Genomic DNA, 21,907 nt, shown 5'->3' with positions numbered 1-21,907 from the left:
TAAACCCACCAAAGTGAAGAAGAGCTTCGAAGCTGATTCCGATTACTTTGGCGGGGCCCGGAAAGATCTGAGGATCTGAAGGGATAACGCTACGGATTCTAAACAACGCAAAGACGTTTCGTATCTAGTTTTCAGGGTTCAATCTCTGAAACTGCATAATAAGTTATGATGGAGAGATACCCAAGTGGCTATAAGGGGACCCTCTGCTAAGGGGTTAGACTGCGTAAGCGGTGCGAGGGTTCGAATCCCTCTCTCTCCGCCATTGATATAACTTGAATGCATAGGAATTTGTTATGGCGGCGTAGCTCAGCTGGCTAGAGCGTACGGTTCATACCCGTGAGGTCGGGGGTTCGATCCCCTCCGCCGCTACCATACATATTCGGAGGCTTAGCTCAGCTGGGAGAGCATCTGCCTTACAAGCAGAGGGTCGGGGGTTCGATCCCCTCAGCCTCCACCATGAATATTTTGTGCGTCCTTATATGCGCCGGTGTAGCTCAATTGGTAGAGCAACTGACTTGTAATCAGTAGGTTGGGGGTTCAAGTCCTCTCGCCGGCACCATCTAAAATGCGGAACTGTGGTGTAGAGGCCTAACATGCCTGCCTGTCACGCAGGAGATCGCGGGTTCGAATCCCGTCAGTTCCGCCATTTTATTTACCAGCATAAAAGTGAATCGGTTTCCACAGATTAAAGTGGGAAGTGTTACACTCCGCACTTTATTTTTATGCCAATTACATATGGCTCGGTAGCTCAGTCGGTAGAGCAGAGGACTGAAAATCCTCGTGTCGGCGGTTCGATTCCGTCCCGAGCCACCTTTATATTTTGGAGGATTAGCGAAGTGGCCAAACGCAGCAGACTGTAAATCTGTTCTCGTACGAGTTCGGTGGTTCGAATCCATCATCCTCCACCAGTATTACGAGCCATTAGCTCAGTTGGTAGAGCACCTGACTTTTAATCAGGGTGTCGAAGGTTCGAGTCCTTCATGGCTCATCTCAAAAGTCGTCAACATTGTTGGCGGCTTTTTTGTTATATTCTCCTATTTTGTTTAGAAAATGAGGCTAGCGATGCTTGGACGGGAAGGGTAAGCTTTCCCGTGATTTGTGGAGGCTTCCGGCATGAAATTGTCGTTCCCGGCGGTTCGTGTGCTAAAATAAGAAAAAACGATAAAGTGGTGGGGACATCAATGGTGGAGATGGAGCACATCGTTCAGCAGCTGGAGCAGACCCTGGGCATATCCCTGAGATTGAAAACATTGAATGAGCAAGAATATGGAGAACTCGCTAAGGCGCTAGCGGCTTCTCAAGATGATGCGGTGAGTATCGGCGGGTCACAAGGCAAGCGGTCGACTCAATCCAAGGCGAAAAGTCCTCAATTTCAGCACGGACAAGCCAGGTCCATGACGCTAACGGCAGCCGGTGCCTATGACAACGAAGCACTCGGTGAGATTTGGATCCCGATCCAAATGCAGAAACCGGGTATCGTGATTGCAGCGGCCCGGGGGGATTTAACCGTTTCGGAAATCCGGCTCATTGAGCTATGGCTCTCCACACTGCGAGGAGCCTCATCTTTAAATGCCAAGAGCGGTTCTAAAGCTGAGGAGGAGCGTTCTGCACAGCAGCTGGGCGCATGGCTGAAGGAGTGCTTGGAAGCAGGTGAGCAGGTTGCCGAGCTGCCTGAAGAGCTGCCGATCCGTTCAAGCCTGTCGGCGGATATGGTGCCGTTTCTGCTCCTGAATGAAAGCGAACATGCCCCGGCCCCGAGCTATAAGGCATTGCAGCGACTATTACGGAGCTATTTTGACGGAGACATTGTACTTGTGCCGCTGCATGAGAAGGAATGGCTCATTCTGGCAGAGCAGCAGCTGCTGGTGGGCATTGTGGATGATAAAGAAGAGCTTACTGCCGAAGGGGAGCAGGACTCGCTGGCCTTATTCTGTATGGGGCTATACGAGCTGATCTCTACGGAATGGGTCGGGGACTTTCATATATCGGCCATACCTTCCGTAAATGCCTTACACGCCCTTCCGCAGGCGGTGAACATGCTGAGGGAAACGATGACCATCGGGCGTACGTTTCAGGTTAAGGAACATATACACCTGTCGACCGGGCTTCATTTAGAACGTTTGGTATACAGTATTCCCGAATACCAGCGCAATTTATTTTTACGAGAGTATGCCGCCGGTCATACCGATCTGTTCGAGGATAGCGAGACGTTATCGACGCTGGAATCCTTCTTCGAGCTGGACTGCAACGTCAGTGAGACGGCCAAGCATCTGTATATCCACCGGAACACGCTGCTGTACCGCCTGGATAAGATCAAGCAGGAAACGGGGCTGGACGTTCGAAGCTTCAGCGATGCGGTATTAGTGAAAATAACACTGCTATTGTATAAAGTGACGAAAAGGAAATAGGTTTTTTGTGCAGATTGTGTATAGCAAGTCAGGTGCCCATCAGGTAATATAATATTATAAATTGTATTCGATTTCATAACTTTCCTAAGAGGGGGCAAATGCACATGGCAGGTGTACGCTTAGAGCATATTTACAAGAAGTATCCAGGTGCGGATAAAGCAACGGTAATCGACGTGAATCTTGATATTAAAGATAAAGAATTCTTGGTATTGGTAGGTCCGTCCGGTTGCGGTAAGTCCACAACGCTGCGTATGATCGCAGGTCTTGAGGAAATTTCCGAAGGTAAACTCTACATTGGCGACCGCGTCGTTAACGATGTAGCTCCTAAAGATCGTGACATCGCGATGGTGTTCCAGTCCTACGCGTTGTATCCGCATATGAACGTATATCAGAACATGGCATTCGGCCTGAAACTCCGTAAAGTGAAGAAAGACGAAATCGACAAGCGTGTACGTGAAGCAGCAAAAATTCTGGATATCGAGCATTTGCTGGACCGCAAGCCGAAGGCTCTCTCCGGTGGTCAGCGTCAGCGCGTTGCCTTGGGCCGTGCGATCGTCCGCGATCCGCAAGTCTTCCTGATGGACGAACCGCTTTCCAACTTGGATGCGAAGCTCCGCGGTCAGATGCGTGCAGAAATCACAAAGCTGGTTAAGCGCCTTGAAACCACTTGTATCTACGTAACGCACGACCAGACAGAGGCCATGACGATGGGTGACCGTATCGTCGTTATGCAGGATGGTATCATTCAGCAAGCCGACTCTCCGGAGCAGCTGTACAACAACCCAAGAAACCTGTTCGTTGCAGGCTTCATCGGTTCCCCAACCATGAACTTTATTAACGGTAAGCTGTCCGAGCAGAACGGCGGCGTATACTTTACTGCCGATGGACTGAATGTACAGGTTCCAGGCGGTAAGGCACAGCTTCTGAAGAATAAATCGATGATCGGCAAGGAAGTTATTATGGGTGTTCGTCCAGAAGATATCCATGAAGAGCCAGTATTCCTGGAAGCTTCCCCGAACACAATCTTCACGGCTAAAGTTGACGTTACAGAGAACCTCGGTCACGAGATGCTCTTGTACCTGAGCGGACTTGGTACGGATACCGTAATCGGCCGCGTTGACGGACGTTCCACTACTCGTGAAGGCGACAATGTGAAATTGGCTATCGACATGAACAAAGTTCATATCTTTGATAAAGAGTCCGAATTGAACGTATTGGTGGAGGACTAATCCCCAAGGCAGAAACGGCTAACTCTTGAAAAACCGCCCCTCAAGGGCGGTTTTTTTAGGTATTCGATGAGGGTGACCATGATATGAAATCAGCAGCATGAGCGATAACCTGAATTGCAATCCTTGGTTTTTTTCGATAAGATAAGCACAAAGCAGGGCCTACATCACGAATGCTAAGAATAGGATTGAGACAGCTGCGTACTAAGGCCACATCATTGCATGATGAAGTTTGGCATCGCCGTAAAACCGGCGACAACCGATGAAACAAATCATGGATAACGGGTCTTTCAGCCTATTAAGGCAGGCTTCGTTATGATGTTTACATACTGGATGAAGAGGGGTAAGACCATGGCCAAGAAAGTAAAAGTGTCCGAGCTGGTCCAACAATTCCAGCTGGAGGTCATTTCGGGCGAGGAGGGCTTGAAACGTCAGATTACAACGGATGATCTTAACCGCCCGGGTCTAGAGATGGCAGGTTATTTCGAATACCATCCGCGTGAGCGCGTACAGCTTTTGGGACGGACAGAGCTGGCATTTTTCGGTATGCTCAAGCCTGAGGAGCGAAAGGAGCGGATGCGCAGCCTGTGCACGGATGAAACACCATGCATTGTCGTAACCCGTTCCCTGGAAGTGCCGGAAGAGTTAGTTGAAGTCAGCAAAGAGAAGGGCTTGCCGGTGCTGCGGAGCAGTATGGCAACTACCATTTTAACAAGCCGATTTACGAGCTTCCTAGAGCGTCGACTGGCTCCGACGACTACGATCCACGGCGTATTATGCGATGTGTATGGCGTAGGGATGCTTATCACCGGTTCAAGCGGGATCGGGAAAAGCGAGACCGCCCTGGAGCTGGTGAAGCGGGGACATCGCTTAATTGCGGACGATGCGGTGGAGATTCGCCAAACCTCCGATTTTCAGCTTCATGGCACGGCGCCGGAGTTAATCCGTCACCTGCTGGAAATCCGCGGAGTCGGCATTATCAACGTCATGACATTGTTCGGCGCCGGTGCCGTCCGGAACAACAAACGAATCACGCTGGTCGTTCGTTTGGAGGCCTGGCAGCAGGATAAGCAGTATGACCGTTTGGGATTGGATGAAGAGACGACACGCATTATTGATACCGACATTCCTCTAGTGACCATTCCGGTTCGTCCTGGGCGTAACCTTGCGGTTATTATTGAAGTTGCGGCAATGAATTACCGATTGAAGCAAATGGGACTCAACGCGGCACTTCAGTTTACGAACAAATTAACAGCAACGATTAACGAAGATATGGATGACTTGGATTAGGACTAGGGGAGGTTAAGTTATGACGCAAACATTACTTATCGATCCAGTGGCGTTCTCCATTGGATCGCTGAGTGTTCATTGGTATGGCCTGATTCTGGGCTTAGGCGCATTGGTCGGGCTGCTCTTGGCCATTCGGGAAGGGAAACGGTTCGGTATTCCGCAGGAATTTTTCATGGATCTGCTGCTGCTTGGGGTTCCATCCGCAATCATTGCTGCACGTATTTATTATGTGGCTTTCAAGTGGGAAGACTACAAGGATAATTTCCTGGACGTGTTCAAAATTTGGAATGGCGGGATCGCCATTTATGGTGCGCTGATCGGCGCCGTTATTTGCGCTGTCATTTATGTGCGCAGGAAAGGCTATTCGTTCTGGCGGATTGCCGATATCTGTGCGCCGTCCTTGCTCGCCGGTCAAATTATCGGACGCTGGGGAAACTTTGTGAACCAGGAAGCGTACGGCGGACCGGTAGAGGAGTCCTTTTTGCGCAACACGCTGAACCTGCCGGATTTTATCGTCAATCAAATGAATGTGCAGGGAGTCTTTCATCACCCGACCTTCCTGTATGAGTCGTTATGGAACGTTGTCGGCATCATCCTGGTCCTGATTATACGGAGACTTCGGTTTCTGCGGGCCGGCGAGCTGTTTATCGGTTACTTTATCTGGTATTCCATCGGGCGGTTCTTTATCGAAGCTGTTCGAACGGACAGCTTGGCGTTCCAGGGAGCACAACCCGTGGCAGACTTCATCAACAATACGCTGTGGGCTCCAATGAGATGGATGGGCTTCGAGCTCGGGTATCTGGACCCGGCTTATGGCAACATCCGGATATCGCAGCTCTTGTCGATCCTGCTCGTGATCGGGGGCATTGTGCTCATTATCGTGCGGCGGGTGACGGGAAAAGCCAACGAACGGTACCTGGACCCGATTGTCTCCACAAAGGCAGTCTCCGAAGCGCCAGAAGCCGACCCGCAAGCCGGGAAGAGTCCGGTTTCGGCTGCCAAGGCTTCTGAGCCGGTGTCCGCAAACCGAACCGATAAGGTGCAGGAAGACGCTAACGTCAAAATCCAGGAGGAGGATCGCCCCGCAACCCCGCGCGATTCGGGCAATGGGGAGTCTGATTCGTATACAGAGGATCCGGCCTTGAAGCCGGACACGGAGGATAAAAAGGAGTAGCAGCATGATTGAAACCGTACTGTTTGATTTGGATGGCACCATTATCGATACCAATGAATTGATTATTTCATCTTTTCTCCATATCTTCGAGTCCCGACAGACGGGTCCACTGACGCGGGAACAAATCATTCCCCATATGGGGACGACGTTGGAGCAGCAGCTTCAGGCTTTCTCCGGCGCGGAGGATGTGAGTTCCTTCGTTCAAGCGTACCGCTCCTACAACGCGCTTCATCATGATGAGATGGTGCGAACGTTCCCTCACGTAAACGAAGTGGTGGAGCGACTCTATAAACATGGACTTGCACTGGGCGTCGTTACCACGAAGATCCGGCCATCGACCATGATGACGCTGGAGAAATATGATCTGGAGCGGTTTATGTCTGCGATTGTGACGGTAAACGACGTGGAGCATCCGAAGCCGCATCCCGAGCCCGTGCTGACTGCGGTGGAGCGGCTGGGAGCAAACCCGGAGACGACCCTCATGATCGGCGACAGCCCGGTGGACATCCAGTCCGCCAAAGCGGCAGGCGTGAAGGCCGCAGCCGTGGCCTGGTCGCTTAAGGGGGAGCAGCAGCTTCAAGCATACGAACCGGATTACATCATTCGGGATATGAGAGACCTGTATGACATCGTAGGACTTCCTAAAGAATAGGAGTTTGGGGCAGCATGGCCAGAAAGTTAACCCGTTACCCGGTCGAGGGACCGAATGCGCTGTGGCAGATCTATCGCACGGTCAGTCCGTTTAAAGGTGTCAAGAATTTCATTTTCATTCAGCTTGCCCGTTATTGCCCGATTCTTCCAATGAAGAACTGGATCTATCGCCGTATGCTGGGCATGACGGTCGGCAAGCATACCGCTTTCGGATTGATGGTTATGGTGGATGTGTTCTTTCCCGAGAAAATCACGGTCGGCGAGAATTCGGTGATCGGGTACAACACGACGATCCTCGCGCACGAATACCTGATTAAGGAGTACCGTCTTGGCGAGGTGCGGATTGGAGAGAATGTGCTGGTCGGTGCCAATACGACGATTCTGCCGGGCGTTACGATCGGGGACGGCGCGGTAGTTGCAGCCGGTTCCGTTGTACATAAAGACGTTGCTCCCGGGGCATTCGTAGGGGGAAACCCGCTGCGAGAGCTGGGAAGGGCAGCAGCGGAAAACGAGTCAATATGAGGCAATGCGGCAGGAATGGTTCCCATTCGACAGGATTTATTGTAGAATGATAGAGGATCGTCAAGAAGCGAACTTATAGTCCCTTGGGTATGATGCGCCTTGAGGGACTTTTTTGTCGGTTCCGAAGCGTGATACATGTAAAAAGATATGAAAAAATGGATACAAGGAGGCGACGCTCGACATGTCTGCTACGCTGATCAAGAAGGAGCGGCTGCCGCAGTTGGATATTTACCGCGCGTTAGCGATTCTGGGCGTGCTGCACGTTCATGCGACATCCTTTGCCACGGTCGATGCAATTGATTCGAGATTTTACTATATTATTAACTTCATCAATATCTTCTTTAAATATGGAACGCCTTCGTTTATATTTCTGAGCAGCTTCGTTCTGTTCTATAACTATGCGGACCGACCATTGACTAAAGAATTAATCGGGAACTTCTATAAACGGCGTTTGTTGTACATTCTGCTCCCGTATTTGCTGTTCTCGATCCTGTATTTCTTTGTCCGGATGTATCAAAACGGCTACTTGGGCCCGTCATTTGATTTGTCGGCACAGCTGCCGGTCTTTTTCGAGCGATTGATTCGCGGTCAGAACTACACGCACTTATACTTTGTGTTTATCAGCTTACAGTTCTACATTCTGTTTCCGATCTTCCTGGCACTGTTCAAGTCTTCCCGTTTTCTGGTCCGGTGGGCCGTGCCGATCGGATTCCTGCTGCAGTGGGCGTTTATTATCTGGAATAAATACGAGCTGCGGTACGAGTTTAAAGGAAGCTTGGCCATTTCCTATTTGGCTTATTATATGCTTGGTGCATTTCTTGCTATGCATTATGACAAGTTTAAGGACTGGCTTACCTTATCCTGGTGGAAGCAAAGTGCAAGGCAGAAAGCCGGAACGGTTGTGCTATGGGGAGGCTGGCTGTTCATGGCGCTGACGCATGTGCAGATCTGGTACAACCAACGCTTGCACGGAGCCAAATACGATTCCCTGCTGTACGAGCTGCTCTGGAACCTGCATACCATCTTCTCCGCACTCGTCCTGATGCAGCTGGCCAACTGGCTGTACCACGGCGGCTGGAAGTGGCTCGTGAAGCTCTTAACACGAATCGGCGAGCTGTCTTTCGCCATCTACCTGGTTCACCCGTTGTGGCTGTTCCTTTATCGGGAGCTCGATCCGAAGCTGAACCCGGTAACCGACGATTATTTGATCTGGGTCTATGGCGGAATGGTAACCGCGCTGATCGTAAGCGGGCTGGCCGTACAAGCCTTTATGCGGTGGATTCCTGGGGCTTGGGTGCTGCTCGGAAGCATTCCGCGTTCGCTCAAGCGGGCTCCTAAGACACCGGCGCCGTCCCATTCGAAGGACACCGTTACCGGTGACAGCCGAAAATCGGTGGATCTCTAATCCGAATACTGAACTGCGAAGTAAAGAGAATGCTGCACTCATGCGAACCGTCCGGGAATCCGGACGGTTTTTTTTGCGAGTATATGGGGTAAAAAAATCGTGCGCCCGAGTAATGTGTTTGCATTCCATTGACGATAAGGTTACATTCATGGTAATATAGCCAATATTATTCTTTATCTTATTAGCAAGTTAACACTTTACCATATTGAAGTAAATCGCAAAACGGACTGAATTTGAGGTGGGATCATGTCTAAACCGAAGGGCTTCGAGAAACCGGCAGGCGTCCGGGATTATCTCCCGCATGCGGTCGCCAAGCTGCGCCGGATCGAGCGTGAGGTGCTGGCTTGCATGGATCGCTGGGGATACCGGCAAATTATGACGCCGACGATGGAATATTACGATACGGTAGGCGTGGCTAGCTCCACGTCGGACCAAAAGCTGTTTAAGCTTCTCAATAAACGGGGCACCACGATGGTGCTGCGGTCGGATCTGACTGCGCCCATCGCCCGGGTTATGTCTTCGCTGCTGAAGGATGAGCCGCTTCCGGTTCGACTGTCCTACCATGCGAATGTGTTTCGGGCAATCGAGGAGGAGGCTGGGAGAGAGGCGGAATTTTTCCAGACCGGCGTTGAGCTTGTCGGCGACGACTCACCGGAAGCGGATGCCGAGGTTATCGCGCTGGCGATTGAATCATTGCGGGCTGCCGGGGTAGAACGGTTCAAAATCGCCATGGGACATATGGGGTTCCTGAACGGTCTGCTGCAGGAGGTACTCCCGGAACGGACGGAGGATCAGGAAAATCTGAAGCAGGATCTGCTCAATCGCGACTACGTCGGCTACAGGGGAACCATCGCCGGGTTGAAGCTGGAGGCACGGCAGCAGGAGCAGCTGGAAGGCATTCTCCGGCTTCGCGGAGGCAAAGAGATCGCCGAGCAGGCATTGGAGATTAGCAGCAATCCGCTAGCGCGCTCCTCCATTGAGCACATGGGTCATGTGTGGGAAGTGCTGGAGGCTTACGGGGTATCGGGACATGTAATGATCGATTTGACGCTGCTCGGAGACTTCTCCTATTACACAGGGATCACGTTTGAAGGGTATGCCGCAGAGCTGGGATCGCCTGTGGCGAACGGCGGTCGTTATGACAAGCTGTTGAAGCAGTTTGGCCGCGATGTTCCGGCTACCGGATTTGCGCTGAAGACCAATCGGATTCTGGATGGCGTTCCAGGCGCGGCGATGGAAGAGCCGCTCCCGATCCTGGTCCGCTATACGGCGGAGTGCCGGGAGGAAGGCTTGGCCAAAGCGGCGAAGCTGCGGGCAGAAGGCCTCACGGTAGTAACATCGTTGATTCGTGAGAACGATCAGACCGAGCACGTCGGAGGCTCATCAGGCGCAGCAGGCAGCTTACTGAACAAAGGCTACCGGGAAATCATTACACTAAAGTAGTCCCGGCGGAGTAGAATATGCGAGATTTAGAGCTTCAATCAAGGTTAAGTCAGGAGGATTGAACGTGACGGAAACGTTGAAAGTAGCGATGCCCAAAGGGCGTATATATAAAAAAGCCTCCGCGCTGTTCCGTTCAGCCGGACTGCCGATTCCCCTCGATGTGGATGAGACGCGGAAGCTGGTCATCCCATTGCCGGAAGCCGACATGGAATTCATTCTGGCCAAGCCGGTCGATGTGCCGACCTATGTCGAGTATGGCGTAGCCGATATCGGCATTGTCGGCAAGGATGTGCTTCTGGAGGAGAACAAGGATGTCTACGAGCTTCTTGATTTAGGCATTGCAAGATGCAGGATGTCCATCATCGGGCTGCCGGACTGGAAGCCCGGCATTCACCAGCGGGTCGCAACCAAGTATCCGAATGTGGCCTCCCAGTATTTCCGCGAGCAAGGACAACAGGTTGAGGTTGTCAAGCTGAACGGCTCGATTGAACTCGCGCCTCTGATCGGTCTGGCAGACCGCATCGTGGATATGGTGGAGACCGGACAGACGCTTAAGGAGAACGGATTGGTTGAAATGACGAGCCTGTTCGAAATTACAAGCCGTCTTATTGCGAACCGCGTCAGCTACCGAATGAAGAATAATGAAATTCAGGCATTGTGCGACCGGCTGCAGCAGGTTATAACGGAAGGGCAAGTTAACCGCTAAAACGGCTTGGCGTATAGGCAGCAGGGTATACGAATCGATAAAGAAGAAACACCACGTAAGAAATCGGACATCAGCGTTACGTCAGGAATCAAGCGGGATAGGGGGAGATCATGGTGAAGGTAGTATCAGCATCCGACTTTCAATTGAATCGGGAAAATGACTATGGCACACCGGAGCAGAATGAAATCGTCAAAACGATCGTACAGGCGGTGCGGACCGAAGGCGATGCCGCGCTGCTGCGGTATACCGAGCAGCTGGACCGGATCCGGTTGACGGCCGGGCAGCTCCGCGTTACGGACGAAGAGCTGCAGGCCGCTTATCAGAAGGTAGAGTCATCGTTCGTGGAAGCGATCCGGGCGGCGGCGGACAATATTCGCGCCTTCCATATGAAGCAGAAGCGGAATTCATGGATGGACGTTCAACCGGACGGAAGCATACTCGGGCAAATTATCCGCCCTTTGAAGCGGGTCGGAGTATATGTACCCGGGGGCAAGGCGGCATATCCTTCGTCGGTGCTGATGAACGTCATTCCGGCTCAGGTGGCCGGCGTTCCCGAAATCGTCATGGTAACCCCGCCATCCACCGGGGGAGAGGAAGGGATCAACCCTTATATTCTGGTAGCTGCCGCGGAGGCCGGCGTTACGGAATTGTACCGCGTAGGCGGCGCTCAGGCGATTGCCGCATTGGCCTACGGCACCGATAGCATAGCTCGAGTGGACAAAATTTGCGGACCGGGCAACATATTTGTGGCGCTGGCGAAACGCGAAGTGTATGGCGCCGTCAACATTGACAGTCTTGCCGGACCGAGCGAGATTGCCATTCTGGCGGATGACACGGCGGAGCCTGCTTATATCGCGGCTGATCTGCTGTCTCAGGCCGAGCACGACGAAATGGCCTCGGCTATCCTGGTGACGCCGTCCCGCAAGCTTGGCGAGGCGGTCGCCGCTGAGGTGGAGAAGCAGCTGAAGCTTCTGCCGCGGCGCGATATCGCCAGAGCATCCATCGACCAATATGGCGCGGTCGTAGTTACGGAGTCCCTGGCTGAGGGGATCGAGCTTATCAATCGCCTGGCGCCGGAGCATTTGGAGATCGTCACCGAGGAGCCGATGTCGCTGGCCGGGCGGATCGAGAATGCCGGAGCCATATTCCTCGGCCCGTACAGCTCGGAGCCGGTGGGGGATTATTTTGCAGGACCGAACCATATCATTCCGACCAACGGCACGGCGAGATTCGCGTCCCCGGTGGATTTGGACGACTTCATTAAGAAGTCGAGCCTGATTTATTACAGCCGGGAGGCGCTGCTTGCTAACTGCGAGCAGATTATGGAGCTGGCAAGGCGCGAGGGGCTGGAGGGCCATGCCCGGGCAATCGCCATCCGGCTCGAGCAGGAACGCTAATTATACCGGTTATAGCAGGGATGCTAATTATACCGTATAACGATCATGACACAAGACTATATAGGGGGTATCATCGTGAGCAGTTTTGAAGCGGTAGGCCGCACCGCCAGTGTGAGCCGAACAACGAATGAAACGGACATTACCTTAAAGCTGAACGTAGACGGAACCGGAGTTTCCGAGCTGGAGACGGATGTTCCCTTCCTTAACCATATGCTGGATTTGTTTACGAAGCATGGCCATTTCGATCTCAGCGTGAAGGCCAAGGGCGACATCGAAATTGATGATCACCACACGGTTGAGGATATCGGCATCTGCCTTGGACAGACCTTGCGGGAAGCGCTCGGGGACAAGCGGGGCATTAAACGATACGCGAGCGTATTCGTGCCGATGGATGAGGCGCTGGCGCAGGTGGTCGTTGATATCAGCAACCGTCCGCACTTCGAATACCGGGCCGAATACCCATCCGGGCAGGTAGGGTCGTTCGATACCGAGCTGGTGCACGAGTTTCTCTGGAAGCTGGCGCTTGAGGCGCGGATTACGCTGCATGTCATCGTTCATTACGGACAGAATACCCATCATATGATCGAAGCGGTGTTTAAAGCGCTCGCCCGTGCCTTGGACGAAGCGACCAGCATCGACCCGCGGGTGACGGGCGTGCCATCCACGAAGGGAGTGCTCTAACCTCTATGGCAATTGCAATCGTCGATTATGGCATGGGCAATCTGCACAGCGTCAGCAAGGCAGTGGAGCGGCTCGGCTTCGAGCCGCTTGTCACGGGGGATCGTGAGGAGCTTCTGTCTGCAGATGGCGTAATTCTCCCGGGGGTCGGCGCGTTCGGAGATGCGATGGAGCAGCTGCGGCAGACCAGGCTGGATGCGGTCATGAAGGAAGCTGCCGCTGTTGGCAAGCCGCTGCTTGGAATTTGTCTCGGCATGCAGCTTCTGTTCAGCCGGAGCGAGGAGCATGGGAACCATGAAGGGCTTGATATGCTGCCCGGCTCGGTTGTCCGGTTTGCCGGAGGCGATTATAAAGTGCCGCATATGGGATGGAATGCCCTGCAGTTTCAGAAGCCGGAGCACCCGCTGCTGGCCGGGCTTGAGGAAGGGCATGTGTATTTTGTTCACTCCTACCATGTCCTCCCTGAGGCGCAGGAGGATCTGCTGGCGGTAACCGATTACGGGCAACCGGTAACGGCGATTGTCGGCCGGGGCTCCGTATACGGCATGCAGTTTCATCCGGAGAAGAGCGGGGAGCTCGGCATGAGCCTGCTCCGTAATTTCTTAGCTTTAACCTAAAGTGGGAGTTCAAAAAGTCGGATTTTCAGCACCGAAGCGCATGCTTCCGAAGTGCGTTTCTTCAAAACGCTTTAGGTTAGATGAAGGTAGGGACGTCAGGAGCAGCGCTACACGTTTTCGTAGAAAACGACATCGAAAGCACCTGCTGTTTTGTGTACGTGAGCACCTAAAATGTTTCTGCAGGAAACATGCTTCGGAAGCATAAGCTTAGGCCCGGCTGAATTCAAGATTCGATGCCGAGTTTGCTTCTTAAGTCCCTTCGTGATCAAAAGACGACTTTTTGAACAACCTCTAAATTGAATGGAAAGTGGGTATGGGGATGTCCTCTTTTATCATATATCCGGCCATCGATATTCGCGGCGGAAAATGCGTTAGGCTTGTACAGGGCGATTACAACCAGGAAACGGTGTACAACGACAATCCGCTGGAAGTGGCCAAGTCTTGGGAGTCGCAGGGCGGAGCATTCATCCACCTGGTCGATTTGGACGGAGCCAAAGCCGGCCATCCGGTCAATGATGAAATCATCGGAAGCATTGCGTCGAGCGTCAATGTGCCGGTCCAGGTCGGCGGCGGTCTTAGAACCTTGGCGGATGTGGAGCGGCTGCTGGGACTCGGCGTCAGCCGGGTGATCATCGGTACGGCAGCGATTGAGGACCGCGCTTTCACAGAGGAGGTGCTCGGCCGGTACGGCGACAAGGTGGCCATTGGTATCGACGCTCGGAACGGGTATGTCGCAACACGGGGGTGGCTTGAAACATCCGAGGTGCAGGCGGAAGTATTGGCGAAGGAGCTTGCAGCCAAAGGCGCGGAGACATTCATCTTCACGGATATTTCCCGCGACGGCATGATGCAGGGCCCGAACGTAGAGGCCATTGTATCGCTCGCTAAGGCCAGCGGCCGCTCGGTCATTGCCTCGGGAGGCGTAACCCGGCTTGAGGATTTGCTGGCGCTGAGCGCACACCGCGAAGATGGCGTTGGCGGTGCCATTGTCGGCAAAGCGCTGTATACGGGCCATATTGACCTGGCCGGGGCGGTTCAGCGAATCGGGTAAGGCTCGCGCTGCAGGGCGATGGAGGGATTCGGTGGATTTTGCCCAAAATTAAAAGCCAAGTGATTCTGATGGGTGATCGGTTCATAGGGATTCGAACGCCATGGTATCGATCATATGTTGGTTAACAGGGGGAGGAGACGAAACCATGCTGGCAAAACGGATTATCCCTTGCCTGGACGTAAAGGACGGGCGGGTTGTAAAAGGCGTTAACTTTGTAAATCTCCGCGATGCGGGAGATCCTGTGGAGCTCGCAGCGCTGTATGATCGCGAAGGTGCAGATGAGCTGGTGTTCCTGGACATTTCGGCCTCGGTGGAAGGACGGGCGACGATGGAAGAGGTCGTGCGGCGGACGGCCGGGGAAATCGCGATTCCGTTTACGGTTGGCGGCGGCATCTCCTCCGTTGATGATATGAAGCGGATCCTTCGCGCAGGTGCGGACAAAATCGGGATTAACACGGCGGCGGTCAAGCAGCCGGAGCTGATCTCGGCCGGGGCACGCAAATTCGGCTCCCAGTGTATCGTGGTGGCAGTCGACGCCAAATACAACGAAGACTGGGACGAATGGGAGGTCTACACGCACGGCGGCCGAACGCCAACCGGCATCAAGGCGCTGGATTGGGTGAAGCAGGCGGAATCCTTAGGCGCAGGCGAAATATTGCTGACGAGCATGGACGCGGACGGAACGAAGGACGGCTTCGATCTGGCCTTAACCTCAGCCGTATCATCGGCCGTTCGGATTCCGGTGATCGCCTCCGGCGGTGCCGGAGATGAGGAGCACTTCTACGATGTGTTTACGAAGGGCAAAGCCGATGCCGGACTGGCGGCAACCATTTTTCACTATAAGGAAATTTCCATTCCCGATTTGAAGGGGCAGCTTAGAGTAAAAGGAGTGAATGTACGGTGAGCGAGGATATAGGAAAGGATCTGATCCTGGAGCAGGCAAGCGAATATATTCGCTGGGATGCGGCCGGCTTGGTGCCGGCGATCGTGCAGGATGCAAGCAGCAAGCAGGTGCTGATGATGGCTTATATGAACCGGGAATCGCTCAAGCGGACGCTGGAGAGCGGCGAGACCTGGTTCTGGAGCCGTTCCCGCGGGGAACTATGGCATAAGGGCGCCACTTCGGGCAATACTCAAACGGTGGTCTCGATAGCCTATGATTGTGACGGGGATACGCTGCTGGTGCAGGTGGAACCGAAAGGGCCTGCCTGTCATACCGGGGAAACGAGCTGCTTTTATCGGGAGATAAAGGCCGGAGATTCGATCCGCGGCCAGGTTAATAGACAGGAAGCCGCAGGTGATCGGTTCGCCGTGCTGGCCGAGCTGGAAGAAGTCATCGCGCAGCGTGAGGTGGAACGGCCGGAGGGTGCATATACGACCTATCTGTTCGATAAAGGCGTGGACAAAATCTTGAAGAAGGTCGGCGAGGAAGCCTCCGAGACGATTATCGCTGCTAAAAATAAGGATAACGCCGAGCTGAAGCTGGAGGTCAGCGATCTCATCTATCACCTGTTGGTTCTTCTGCAGGAGCGGAAGCTTCCGCTTGATGAGATCATGGCCGAGCTGAGCCGCCGTCACGAACGTCCGCGCCGCGATTAGGGGGGAGTATCGATGCATATCGATTATCATACGCACCATGTCCGCTGCGGACATGCAGAGGGACGACTCGAAGAATATGTGCAGCGTGCGATTGAGCTTGGCTACGATCAGCTTGGCTTATCGGATCATATGCCGCTCATTCACGTTGACCCTGCTTCCTATTATCCCGAAATGGCGATGCCCATGGAGGAGCTCCCCCGATACGTAGAGGAGTGCCTCCTTCTAAAGGACCGTTACCAAGGGCAGATCGATATCCGGGTCGGGCTGGAAGGGGACTATATCGAAGGCTATGAGGAGCAGATCGAACGGATCATCGCCGAGTATCCTTGGGATTATGTCATTGGTTCGGTTCACTTCCTGGGCGAGTGGGACATCACGGATTATCGCCAGACCCAAGGCTGGGAAGGGAAGGACCCGCTCGAGGTGTACCGCCAATATTACGATGCGGTGCAGAAGGCCGCAGCGACCGGATTCTATGATATTATGGGCCACCTGGATGTGATCAAACGGTTCGGCTACGGACCGGGCAAGGAGCAGGCGGACGAAGTGATCGCTTTGGAAAACGCTGCGCTTGCAGCCGTCGCCAAAAGCGGCAAGGCGATGGAGCTGAATGCTTCCGGCCTATCCAAGGCCTGCGAGGAGATGTTTCCGAGCAGCCGTATGCTGGAGGAAGCGATTGCGCTTGGCATTCCCCTGACGCTGGGCTCGGATGCGCATCAGCCCGGGAAGCTCGGGGAGCATCTGGATAAGGCACGGGCGCTGCTGGCTGACCTGGGGGTACGGCACATTGCGACCTTCCGCGGGCGAAAGCGGGAGATGGTGCCTTTGGATGGTCATTTTTTGAGTGATGAAGAAAACGATGTATAATAAGATATATAGATATTGATCGGGACATGCTCGTACGGACGGCTGTTCTCCTCCCCGATGCTCGCGAGGTGCGGGCCTTGCAGGGAGGGGGCAGCCTGATTTCGCGACAGCGCTTTCCTAATCGACGGGTGTGCAGCATGCGCCTAAACCATTTATTGTGTCAGGAGGTCTCCATGTATCGTACCCTTCGATTGTTCGCCGGAACGTCCAATCCGCAGCTAGCCGAAAGCATCAGCCGGCAGCTGGGCGTGGAGCTGGGCAAGATTAAAATTTCCCGCTTCCAGAGCGGCGAAATCTACGTTCACTACGAGGAGAGCATCCGCAATTGCGATGTGTTTCTCCTGCAGTCTTTTTCCCAGCCTATCAATGAAATGTTCGTTGAGCTGCTGGTCATGATCGATGCGGCCAAGCGGGCTTCGGCAAGAACCATCAATATTATCGTACCCTACTACGGGTATGCGAGACAGGAGCGCAAGTCGGCTCCGCGTGAGCCGATCTCCGCTAAGATGGTGGCTGATGTGCTGACGACAGCCGGGGCAAACCGGGTGATTACGATCGATCTGCATGCCCCGGCCATCCAGGGCTTCTTCAATATTCCGGTGGATCATCTGACAGCGCTGGATCTCATTACGGAGTATTTGAAGACGAAGAACATCGAGCAGCCGGTTATCGTGTCCCCGGACGCAGGCCGGGCGAAAACGGCGGAGAAGCTGGCCAGCAGGCTGGGATCCCCATTCGCGATCATGATCAAACAGCGGCCGGCCCATAACGAGTCGGTCATTACGCACGTGATCGGAGATGTGGCCGGCCGCACGCCTATCATCATCGAGGATCTGATCGATACCGGCACCACCATCGTCCAGGTCGTGGAGGGACTTAAGGAGCGCGGGGCGAAGGATGCGATCGTCTGCGCGACGCACGGCCTATTCTCCGGCGAAGCGCTGGACCGGCTGGATCATGGCCATATTGCAGAAATTGTCGTAACGGATTCGATCGTGCTGCCGGAGCATCACTGCCGGATGCGGCTGAAAGTACTGTCGGTTGCGCCGATGCTGGCGCAGGCTACCCAAATTATACTTGAGGGCGGATCCATCGCCACTTTATTCAAAGACGCCGGTGTGTAAGCTGGTGTCTTTTTTCTGCAAATGATGTTGTAACTTGTGTTATACTGTTCTGGATAGAGGAGCAAGTTAAAAGGAGGTGCCTTGCTTTTCGTGAATGGAAATCCATACGGGTCGAGTGACCCTCACAACATTATATCTATCGAAATGAACGCGAACTTTTTCTTCGATCGGGCGGTTCGCTCGCTGGATCGTTACCAATATGAAAAGGCGCTTAAATATTTTCGCAAAGCTGTTGAATATGAACCGGATAATCCGGTGAATCATTGCAATATGGCGGGTATATTATCAGAGACGGGAGATTATAAAGCTTCGAACGAGGTGCTTGCCCACATTTTGGAGCAGGTCGATCCGTCGATGACCGAATGCTATTTCTATATGGCCAACAACTATGCCAATATGGAGCAGTTTGAGAAAGCGGAGGAAGCGCTGGTCACTTATCTGGAAGAAGACCCGAACGGGCAGTTTCTGGATGAGGCGGAGGAGATGATGGAGCTGCTGCAGTATGAGCTCAATCGTCCTGCCAAGCTGAACCGCATCAAGAGTCGGGAAGGCGTCGTTGAGCATGAGCATGCCCGCGCTTTGCTGGAAGAGGGCAAATTCGCGCAGGCGGTGAAGCAGCTGGAGGAGATTGTGAAGGAGCATCCGGATTTCCTTGCCGCGCGCAACAACCTGGCGCTTGCCTATTATTATATGGGACGATTCGATTCGGCGAAACGGACGATCGGCGAGGTGCTGGATCAGGAGCCGGGGAATCTGCACGGCTTGTGCAACCTGGCGATCTTCTATCAGCATGAAGGAGACGTGGAGCAGCGCGACCGTCTGATGGACATGCTTCGCATCACGGTGCCGTTTCACCTGGAGCATGTATTCAAGCTGGCAACGACGATGGGCATTCTTGGGCAGCATGAGGTGGCGTACGGACATTTCCGGCGGCTGCTGAAGCATGAAGAATTTAGTTCCGATCCGAGCTTGTATCATTATACCGCTGTGGCTGCCTGCAATATCGGCCGCTACGAGAAGGCGGAGCAATATTGGCGCCATGCCGCGAAGCTTGATCCCGAGTCGGTCATTCCCGATTTCTACCTGGCTCAGCTCCAGAAACGCAAGGAGACGGGAACCGATCAAATGAAGGTCAGCTATCACTATCACTTGCCGTTTGAGGAGCAGTTCAGACGGTGGGAGCAGGATGGGGATCAATTGACCGAGGAGGCGAAGCAGAATCCGCTGATCCGTTCTTCATTCTTCTGGGCGCTTCGGCATGGTGATCCGCAGACGAAGCTGCAGGTTATCCGTACGCTCGAGCTGATTGCCGATGAAGAGGTGCAGCATGCGCTGCAATCCTTCCTTCAGGAGCCCGGAGAGAACGCGGAGCTGAAGACGGCTGCCCGCCTTGTGCTGCAGCATATGGAGTCGGCAAGCAACCGGATTGCGGACCGCAGGGAAGACCGCGACGCCGCTCCGGTCAAAACCCGAGAAGTGCTGCCCGACTGGCTGCTTTCCTGGAAGGCCGTTCTGGAGAGAGCGGAGCAGGCGATGGACATGCGATCCGATGCCTTCTTGAAGAAAGAGATGGAGAATCTCTGGACCGACTTTCTCAGCCGTCTGTATCCGGACATCCCGAACATCCGAAACGTAGAGGGCTGGGCAGCGGCGCTGGAATATTGGACCGCGAAGAAGCGTGGACGCAACCTGACGTACGAGGAGGTTGCCGTCCGTTACGGGATTTCGCCTTCGACGGTCAGCCGGTATGCACGTCAAATTAACAGTGTTTGCGGGGACGAGGCGCAATCGGATCATAATTTCCGCCCATTTACAGAGAATATTTAAGTATGGGTTAGCGAATCAGTGGATCAGAGGACAGGAAAGCGTTCCCTGTTGCATCATGGAATCGCGGTTAAGTCATGAATAGGATGTAGAAGCATTCAATCACCCTATATACTAGGAGGCTGTATCTATGTATAAATCCATCGTAATCGGAACCGGGCCTGCCGGATTGACGGCAGCCATCTACTTGGCACGCGCAAACCTGAAGCCGCTCGTCATCGAGGGCATGCAGCCCGGCGGGCAGCTGACAACCACGACCGAAGTTGAGAACTTCCCAGGGTTCCCGCAAGGTATCATGGGCCCGGAACTTATGGACAATATGCGCCAGCAGGCGGAGCGCTTCGGAGCCGAATTCAAGAGCGCTTGGGTGGAGTCCGTTGATTTCTCCGAGCGGCCGTTCAAGGTGAACGTTGAAGGAATGGGTCAGCTTCTGGCAGAGTCTGTAATTATATCCACCGGCGCATCCGCCAAATATCTGGGCATTCCGGGCGAACAGGAGAATGTGGGCCGCGGGGTAAGCACCTGCGCGACTTGCGACGGCTTCTTCTTCCGCGGCAAAAAGATCATCGTCATCGGCGGCGGCGACTCCGCGATGGAGGAAGCGAGCTTCCTGACGCGCTTCGCTTCCAGCGTTACGGTGGTTCATCGCCGTACGGAGCTGCGAGCTTCGAAGATTATGCAGGATCGCGCACGAGAGAACCAGAAGATCGAATGGGCGCTCGATCGTACGCCGCTTGAAGTCGTGACCAGCGAAACGGGCGTGAAAGGCCTGAAGGTAAGAAACAATGAGACCGGCGAAGAAGAGCTGATCGAAGCCGAAGGCGTGTTCGTGGCGATCGGCCATACCCCGAATACCGGCTTCCTCGGCGGTCAGATTACAACGGATCCTACCGGCTATATCCTGGTTAAGCCAGGTACGACCGAGACGAATATTCCAGGCGTATTTGCCTGCGGCGACGTGCAGGATACGCGTTATCGTCAAGCAATCACTGCAGCAGGCACTGGCTGCATGGCTGCGATGGACTGCGAGAAATTCCTCGAAGGCCATATGGTGCATGACTGGAGCGAAACGCTCAACCCATAATAGAGGTTGTTCAAACAGTAGGAAGTGCGAAGAAGCCCCCGAGCTTACAGCGCCTTACGGATGACGACGATAAACCGTCATGTCCGGGGGGCTGAAGCCGGGGGCTTTATTGTACAAGATGCAGATCTCAAACTTGTGGATCCATCTGTAAGTCATTGCCTGAGCAAACTTGCAGTTGGACCTTAACTTAACCCGTAAACCGTCGCATTTCCAATGTCCGATGAAAGCCGTGGAGAAGGGGTCCGGGCCAGGCAGGGTAGAGTAAAGCCGAGCCCGCCGGAACTCCAATTACAAGCTGATCGCTTTATTGGCGTTCTTGACGTCGTTCGAAAGCAGCTGCTTCAGATTGTAGGAAGGGTACAAGCCCCGTTCATACATGAAGTAGTACACTTTCCCGTGCAGCTCAATCGCCTTGTTCAGCTGCTTCTGCAGCGTCTCGCGAAGGCTTGGGGTCGCGGTTTCGGTAATGGCGATCGCGTAATTGCGGACCGACGTTTTGGCGAAGCCGAGCAGATGGCCGGCATAATAGGCGGTCAAATCAGCCTCGGACAGCTTGCGGGTGCCGACAGGGGCTTCCGGGAAATATTGAAGCAGCTCTTTCAGGTTGTTTTCCACGCCTTGGATCGCTTCGATGTACAGGCTGTGCAGCTGCGGGTCTTGAATATCGCCGAGCGCCATCTTGAACCCCATCAGGTTGTTAGCTTGGAAGGCCGTTAATTCGTGCATCTCGAGCGTCTCATGCCACGCCAGATGCTTGGGATTATGCTTCATATCCTCTCTTGTCTCCTCCATGTGATGAAATATGTGATAGCCTATTCAATCACGCGGGGGAAGGTGCCTA

Annotated in this window: 20 protein-coding genes and 8 tRNA genes; 27 read left to right on the top strand and 1 reads right to left on the bottom strand. The window is 53.8% G+C overall.

The features are described from left to right. Positions 1 to 170: 170 nt before the first annotated feature. The 27 genes from NSQ46_RS29325 to trxB all read left to right on the top strand — a co-directional run bounded on the left by NSQ46_RS29325 (position 171) and on the right by trxB (position 21,066). Positions 171 to 262, top strand: a tRNA-Ser gene (locus tag NSQ46_RS29325). 33 nt (positions 263 to 295) lie between these two features. Beyond that, positions 296 to 372, top strand: a tRNA-Met gene (locus NSQ46_RS29320). Between the two features lie 9 nt (positions 373 to 381). Further along, a tRNA-Val gene (locus NSQ46_RS29315) sits at positions 382 to 457 on the top strand. A 26-nt stretch (positions 458 to 483) separates the two neighbouring features. Further along, positions 484 to 559, top strand: a tRNA-Thr gene (locus tag NSQ46_RS29310). Positions 560 to 569: 10 nt separating this feature from the next. Beyond that, positions 570 to 646: transfer RNA gene (locus NSQ46_RS29305), tRNA-Asp, on the top strand. Between the two features lie 91 nt (positions 647 to 737). Next, positions 738 to 810: transfer RNA gene (locus NSQ46_RS29300), tRNA-Phe, on the top strand. Between the two features lie 12 nt (positions 811 to 822). After that, positions 823 to 908: transfer RNA gene (locus NSQ46_RS29295), tRNA-Tyr, on the top strand. Between the two features lie 7 nt (positions 909 to 915). After that, positions 916 to 988, top strand: a tRNA-Lys gene (locus tag NSQ46_RS29290). A gap of 193 nt (positions 989 to 1,181) precedes the next feature. Then, positions 1,182 to 2,408, top strand: a complete 1,227-nt coding sequence (locus tag NSQ46_RS29285; protein WP_342575760.1) for a helix-turn-helix domain-containing protein — start codon at positions 1,182 to 1,184, stop codon at positions 2,406 to 2,408. A gap of 104 nt (positions 2,409 to 2,512) precedes the next feature. Next, a complete protein-coding gene (ugpC, locus tag NSQ46_RS29280; RefSeq protein WP_007132960.1) occupies positions 2,513 to 3,637 on the top strand; it encodes a sn-glycerol-3-phosphate ABC transporter ATP-binding protein UgpC in 1,125 nt (374 codons plus the stop codon). Between the two features lie 348 nt (positions 3,638 to 3,985). After that, complete coding sequence (gene hprK, locus NSQ46_RS29275) at positions 3,986 to 4,924, top strand: HPr(Ser) kinase/phosphatase (protein WP_007132961.1); 939 nt, start codon at positions 3,986 to 3,988, stop codon at positions 4,922 to 4,924. A 19-nt stretch (positions 4,925 to 4,943) separates the two neighbouring features. Next, the gene (gene lgt, locus NSQ46_RS29270) at positions 4,944 to 6,098 is read left to right on the top strand and encodes a prolipoprotein diacylglyceryl transferase (protein ID WP_007132962.1); all 1,155 of its coding nucleotides are present in this window, start codon (positions 4,944 to 4,946) and stop codon (positions 6,096 to 6,098) included. Between the two features lie 4 nt (positions 6,099 to 6,102). Further along, positions 6,103 to 6,750, top strand: coding sequence for a pyrophosphatase PpaX (gene ppaX, locus NSQ46_RS29265; RefSeq protein WP_007132963.1), 648 nt, complete (start codon positions 6,103 to 6,105; stop codon positions 6,748 to 6,750). Positions 6,751 to 6,764: 14 nt separating this feature from the next. Then, positions 6,765 to 7,271 carry an acyltransferase gene (locus NSQ46_RS29260; protein ID WP_007132964.1) on the top strand — a complete coding sequence of 169 codons (507 nt, stop codon included), beginning with the start codon at positions 6,765 to 6,767 and terminating at the stop codon, positions 7,269 to 7,271. Positions 7,272 to 7,452: 181 nt separating this feature from the next. Further along, positions 7,453 to 8,676, top strand: a complete 1,224-nt coding sequence (locus tag NSQ46_RS29255) for an acyltransferase (RefSeq protein ID WP_007132965.1) — start codon at positions 7,453 to 7,455, stop codon at positions 8,674 to 8,676. A gap of 246 nt (positions 8,677 to 8,922) precedes the next feature. Next, positions 8,923 to 10,119, top strand: a complete 1,197-nt coding sequence (locus NSQ46_RS29250; RefSeq protein ID WP_007132966.1) for an ATP phosphoribosyltransferase regulatory subunit — start codon at positions 8,923 to 8,925, stop codon at positions 10,117 to 10,119. Between the two features lie 64 nt (positions 10,120 to 10,183). Then, positions 10,184 to 10,825, top strand: coding sequence for an ATP phosphoribosyltransferase (hisG, locus tag NSQ46_RS29245; protein ID WP_007132967.1), 642 nt, complete (start codon positions 10,184 to 10,186; stop codon positions 10,823 to 10,825). 113 nt (positions 10,826 to 10,938) lie between these two features. Next, positions 10,939 to 12,222 carry a histidinol dehydrogenase gene (hisD, locus tag NSQ46_RS29240; protein ID WP_040740360.1) on the top strand — a complete coding sequence of 428 codons (1,284 nt, stop codon included), beginning with the start codon at positions 10,939 to 10,941 and terminating at the stop codon, positions 12,220 to 12,222. 75 nt (positions 12,223 to 12,297) lie between these two features. Further along, positions 12,298 to 12,903, top strand: a complete 606-nt coding sequence (hisB, locus tag NSQ46_RS29235) for an imidazoleglycerol-phosphate dehydratase HisB (protein ID WP_007132969.1) — start codon at positions 12,298 to 12,300, stop codon at positions 12,901 to 12,903. Between the two features lie 5 nt (positions 12,904 to 12,908). Then, on the top strand, positions 12,909 to 13,517 hold the full coding sequence (hisH, locus tag NSQ46_RS29230; protein WP_007132970.1) for an imidazole glycerol phosphate synthase subunit HisH: 609 nt from the start codon (positions 12,909 to 12,911) through the stop codon (positions 13,515 to 13,517). 319 nt (positions 13,518 to 13,836) lie between these two features. Continuing rightward, a complete protein-coding gene (hisA, locus tag NSQ46_RS29225) occupies positions 13,837 to 14,568 on the top strand; it encodes a 1-(5-phosphoribosyl)-5-[(5-phosphoribosylamino)methylideneamino]imidazole-4-carboxamide isomerase (RefSeq protein WP_028406105.1) in 732 nt (243 codons plus the stop codon). 145 nt (positions 14,569 to 14,713) lie between these two features. After that, positions 14,714 to 15,472, top strand: coding sequence for an imidazole glycerol phosphate synthase subunit HisF (gene hisF, locus NSQ46_RS29220; protein WP_007132972.1), 759 nt, complete (start codon positions 14,714 to 14,716; stop codon positions 15,470 to 15,472). Further along, positions 15,469 to 16,167 (top strand): bifunctional phosphoribosyl-AMP cyclohydrolase/phosphoribosyl-ATP diphosphatase HisIE, encoded by a 699-nt coding sequence (gene hisIE, locus NSQ46_RS29215; RefSeq protein WP_007132973.1) that lies wholly within the window; start codon positions 15,469 to 15,471, stop codon positions 16,165 to 16,167. Before hisF ends, hisIE begins: the two co-directional genes overlap by 4 nt. Positions 16,168 to 16,179: 12 nt before the next feature. After that, the gene (gene hisJ, locus NSQ46_RS29210) at positions 16,180 to 17,034 is read left to right on the top strand and encodes a histidinol-phosphatase HisJ (protein WP_007132974.1); all 855 of its coding nucleotides are present in this window, start codon (positions 16,180 to 16,182) and stop codon (positions 17,032 to 17,034) included. A 173-nt stretch (positions 17,035 to 17,207) separates the two neighbouring features. Then, the gene (locus tag NSQ46_RS29205) at positions 17,208 to 18,158 is read left to right on the top strand and encodes a ribose-phosphate pyrophosphokinase (RefSeq protein ID WP_007132975.1); all 951 of its coding nucleotides are present in this window, start codon (positions 17,208 to 17,210) and stop codon (positions 18,156 to 18,158) included. A 144-nt stretch (positions 18,159 to 18,302) separates the two neighbouring features. Then, the gene (locus NSQ46_RS29200; protein ID WP_208604324.1) at positions 18,303 to 19,985 is read left to right on the top strand and encodes a tetratricopeptide repeat protein; all 1,683 of its coding nucleotides are present in this window, start codon (positions 18,303 to 18,305) and stop codon (positions 19,983 to 19,985) included. 127 nt (positions 19,986 to 20,112) lie between these two features. Further along, a complete protein-coding gene (gene trxB, locus NSQ46_RS29195) occupies positions 20,113 to 21,066 on the top strand; it encodes a thioredoxin-disulfide reductase (RefSeq protein WP_007132977.1) in 954 nt (317 codons plus the stop codon). Positions 21,067 to 21,354: 288 nt separating this feature from the next. On the opposite strand, the gene NSQ46_RS29190 is transcribed toward trxB, so the two are convergent. Beyond that, the gene (locus NSQ46_RS29190; RefSeq protein WP_007132978.1) at positions 21,355 to 21,837 is read right to left on the bottom strand and encodes a spore coat protein; all 483 of its coding nucleotides are present in this window, start codon (positions 21,835 to 21,837) and stop codon (positions 21,355 to 21,357) included. Positions 21,838 to 21,907: the final 70 nt, after the last annotated feature.

Source organism: Paenibacillus sp. FSL M8-0142 (genome assembly GCF_038597315.1).
Lineage (GTDB): Bacteria > Bacillota > Bacilli > Paenibacillales > Paenibacillaceae > Paenibacillus_AQ > Paenibacillus_AQ lactis.
This window is presented reverse-complemented; position numbering and strand designations above follow the sequence as displayed.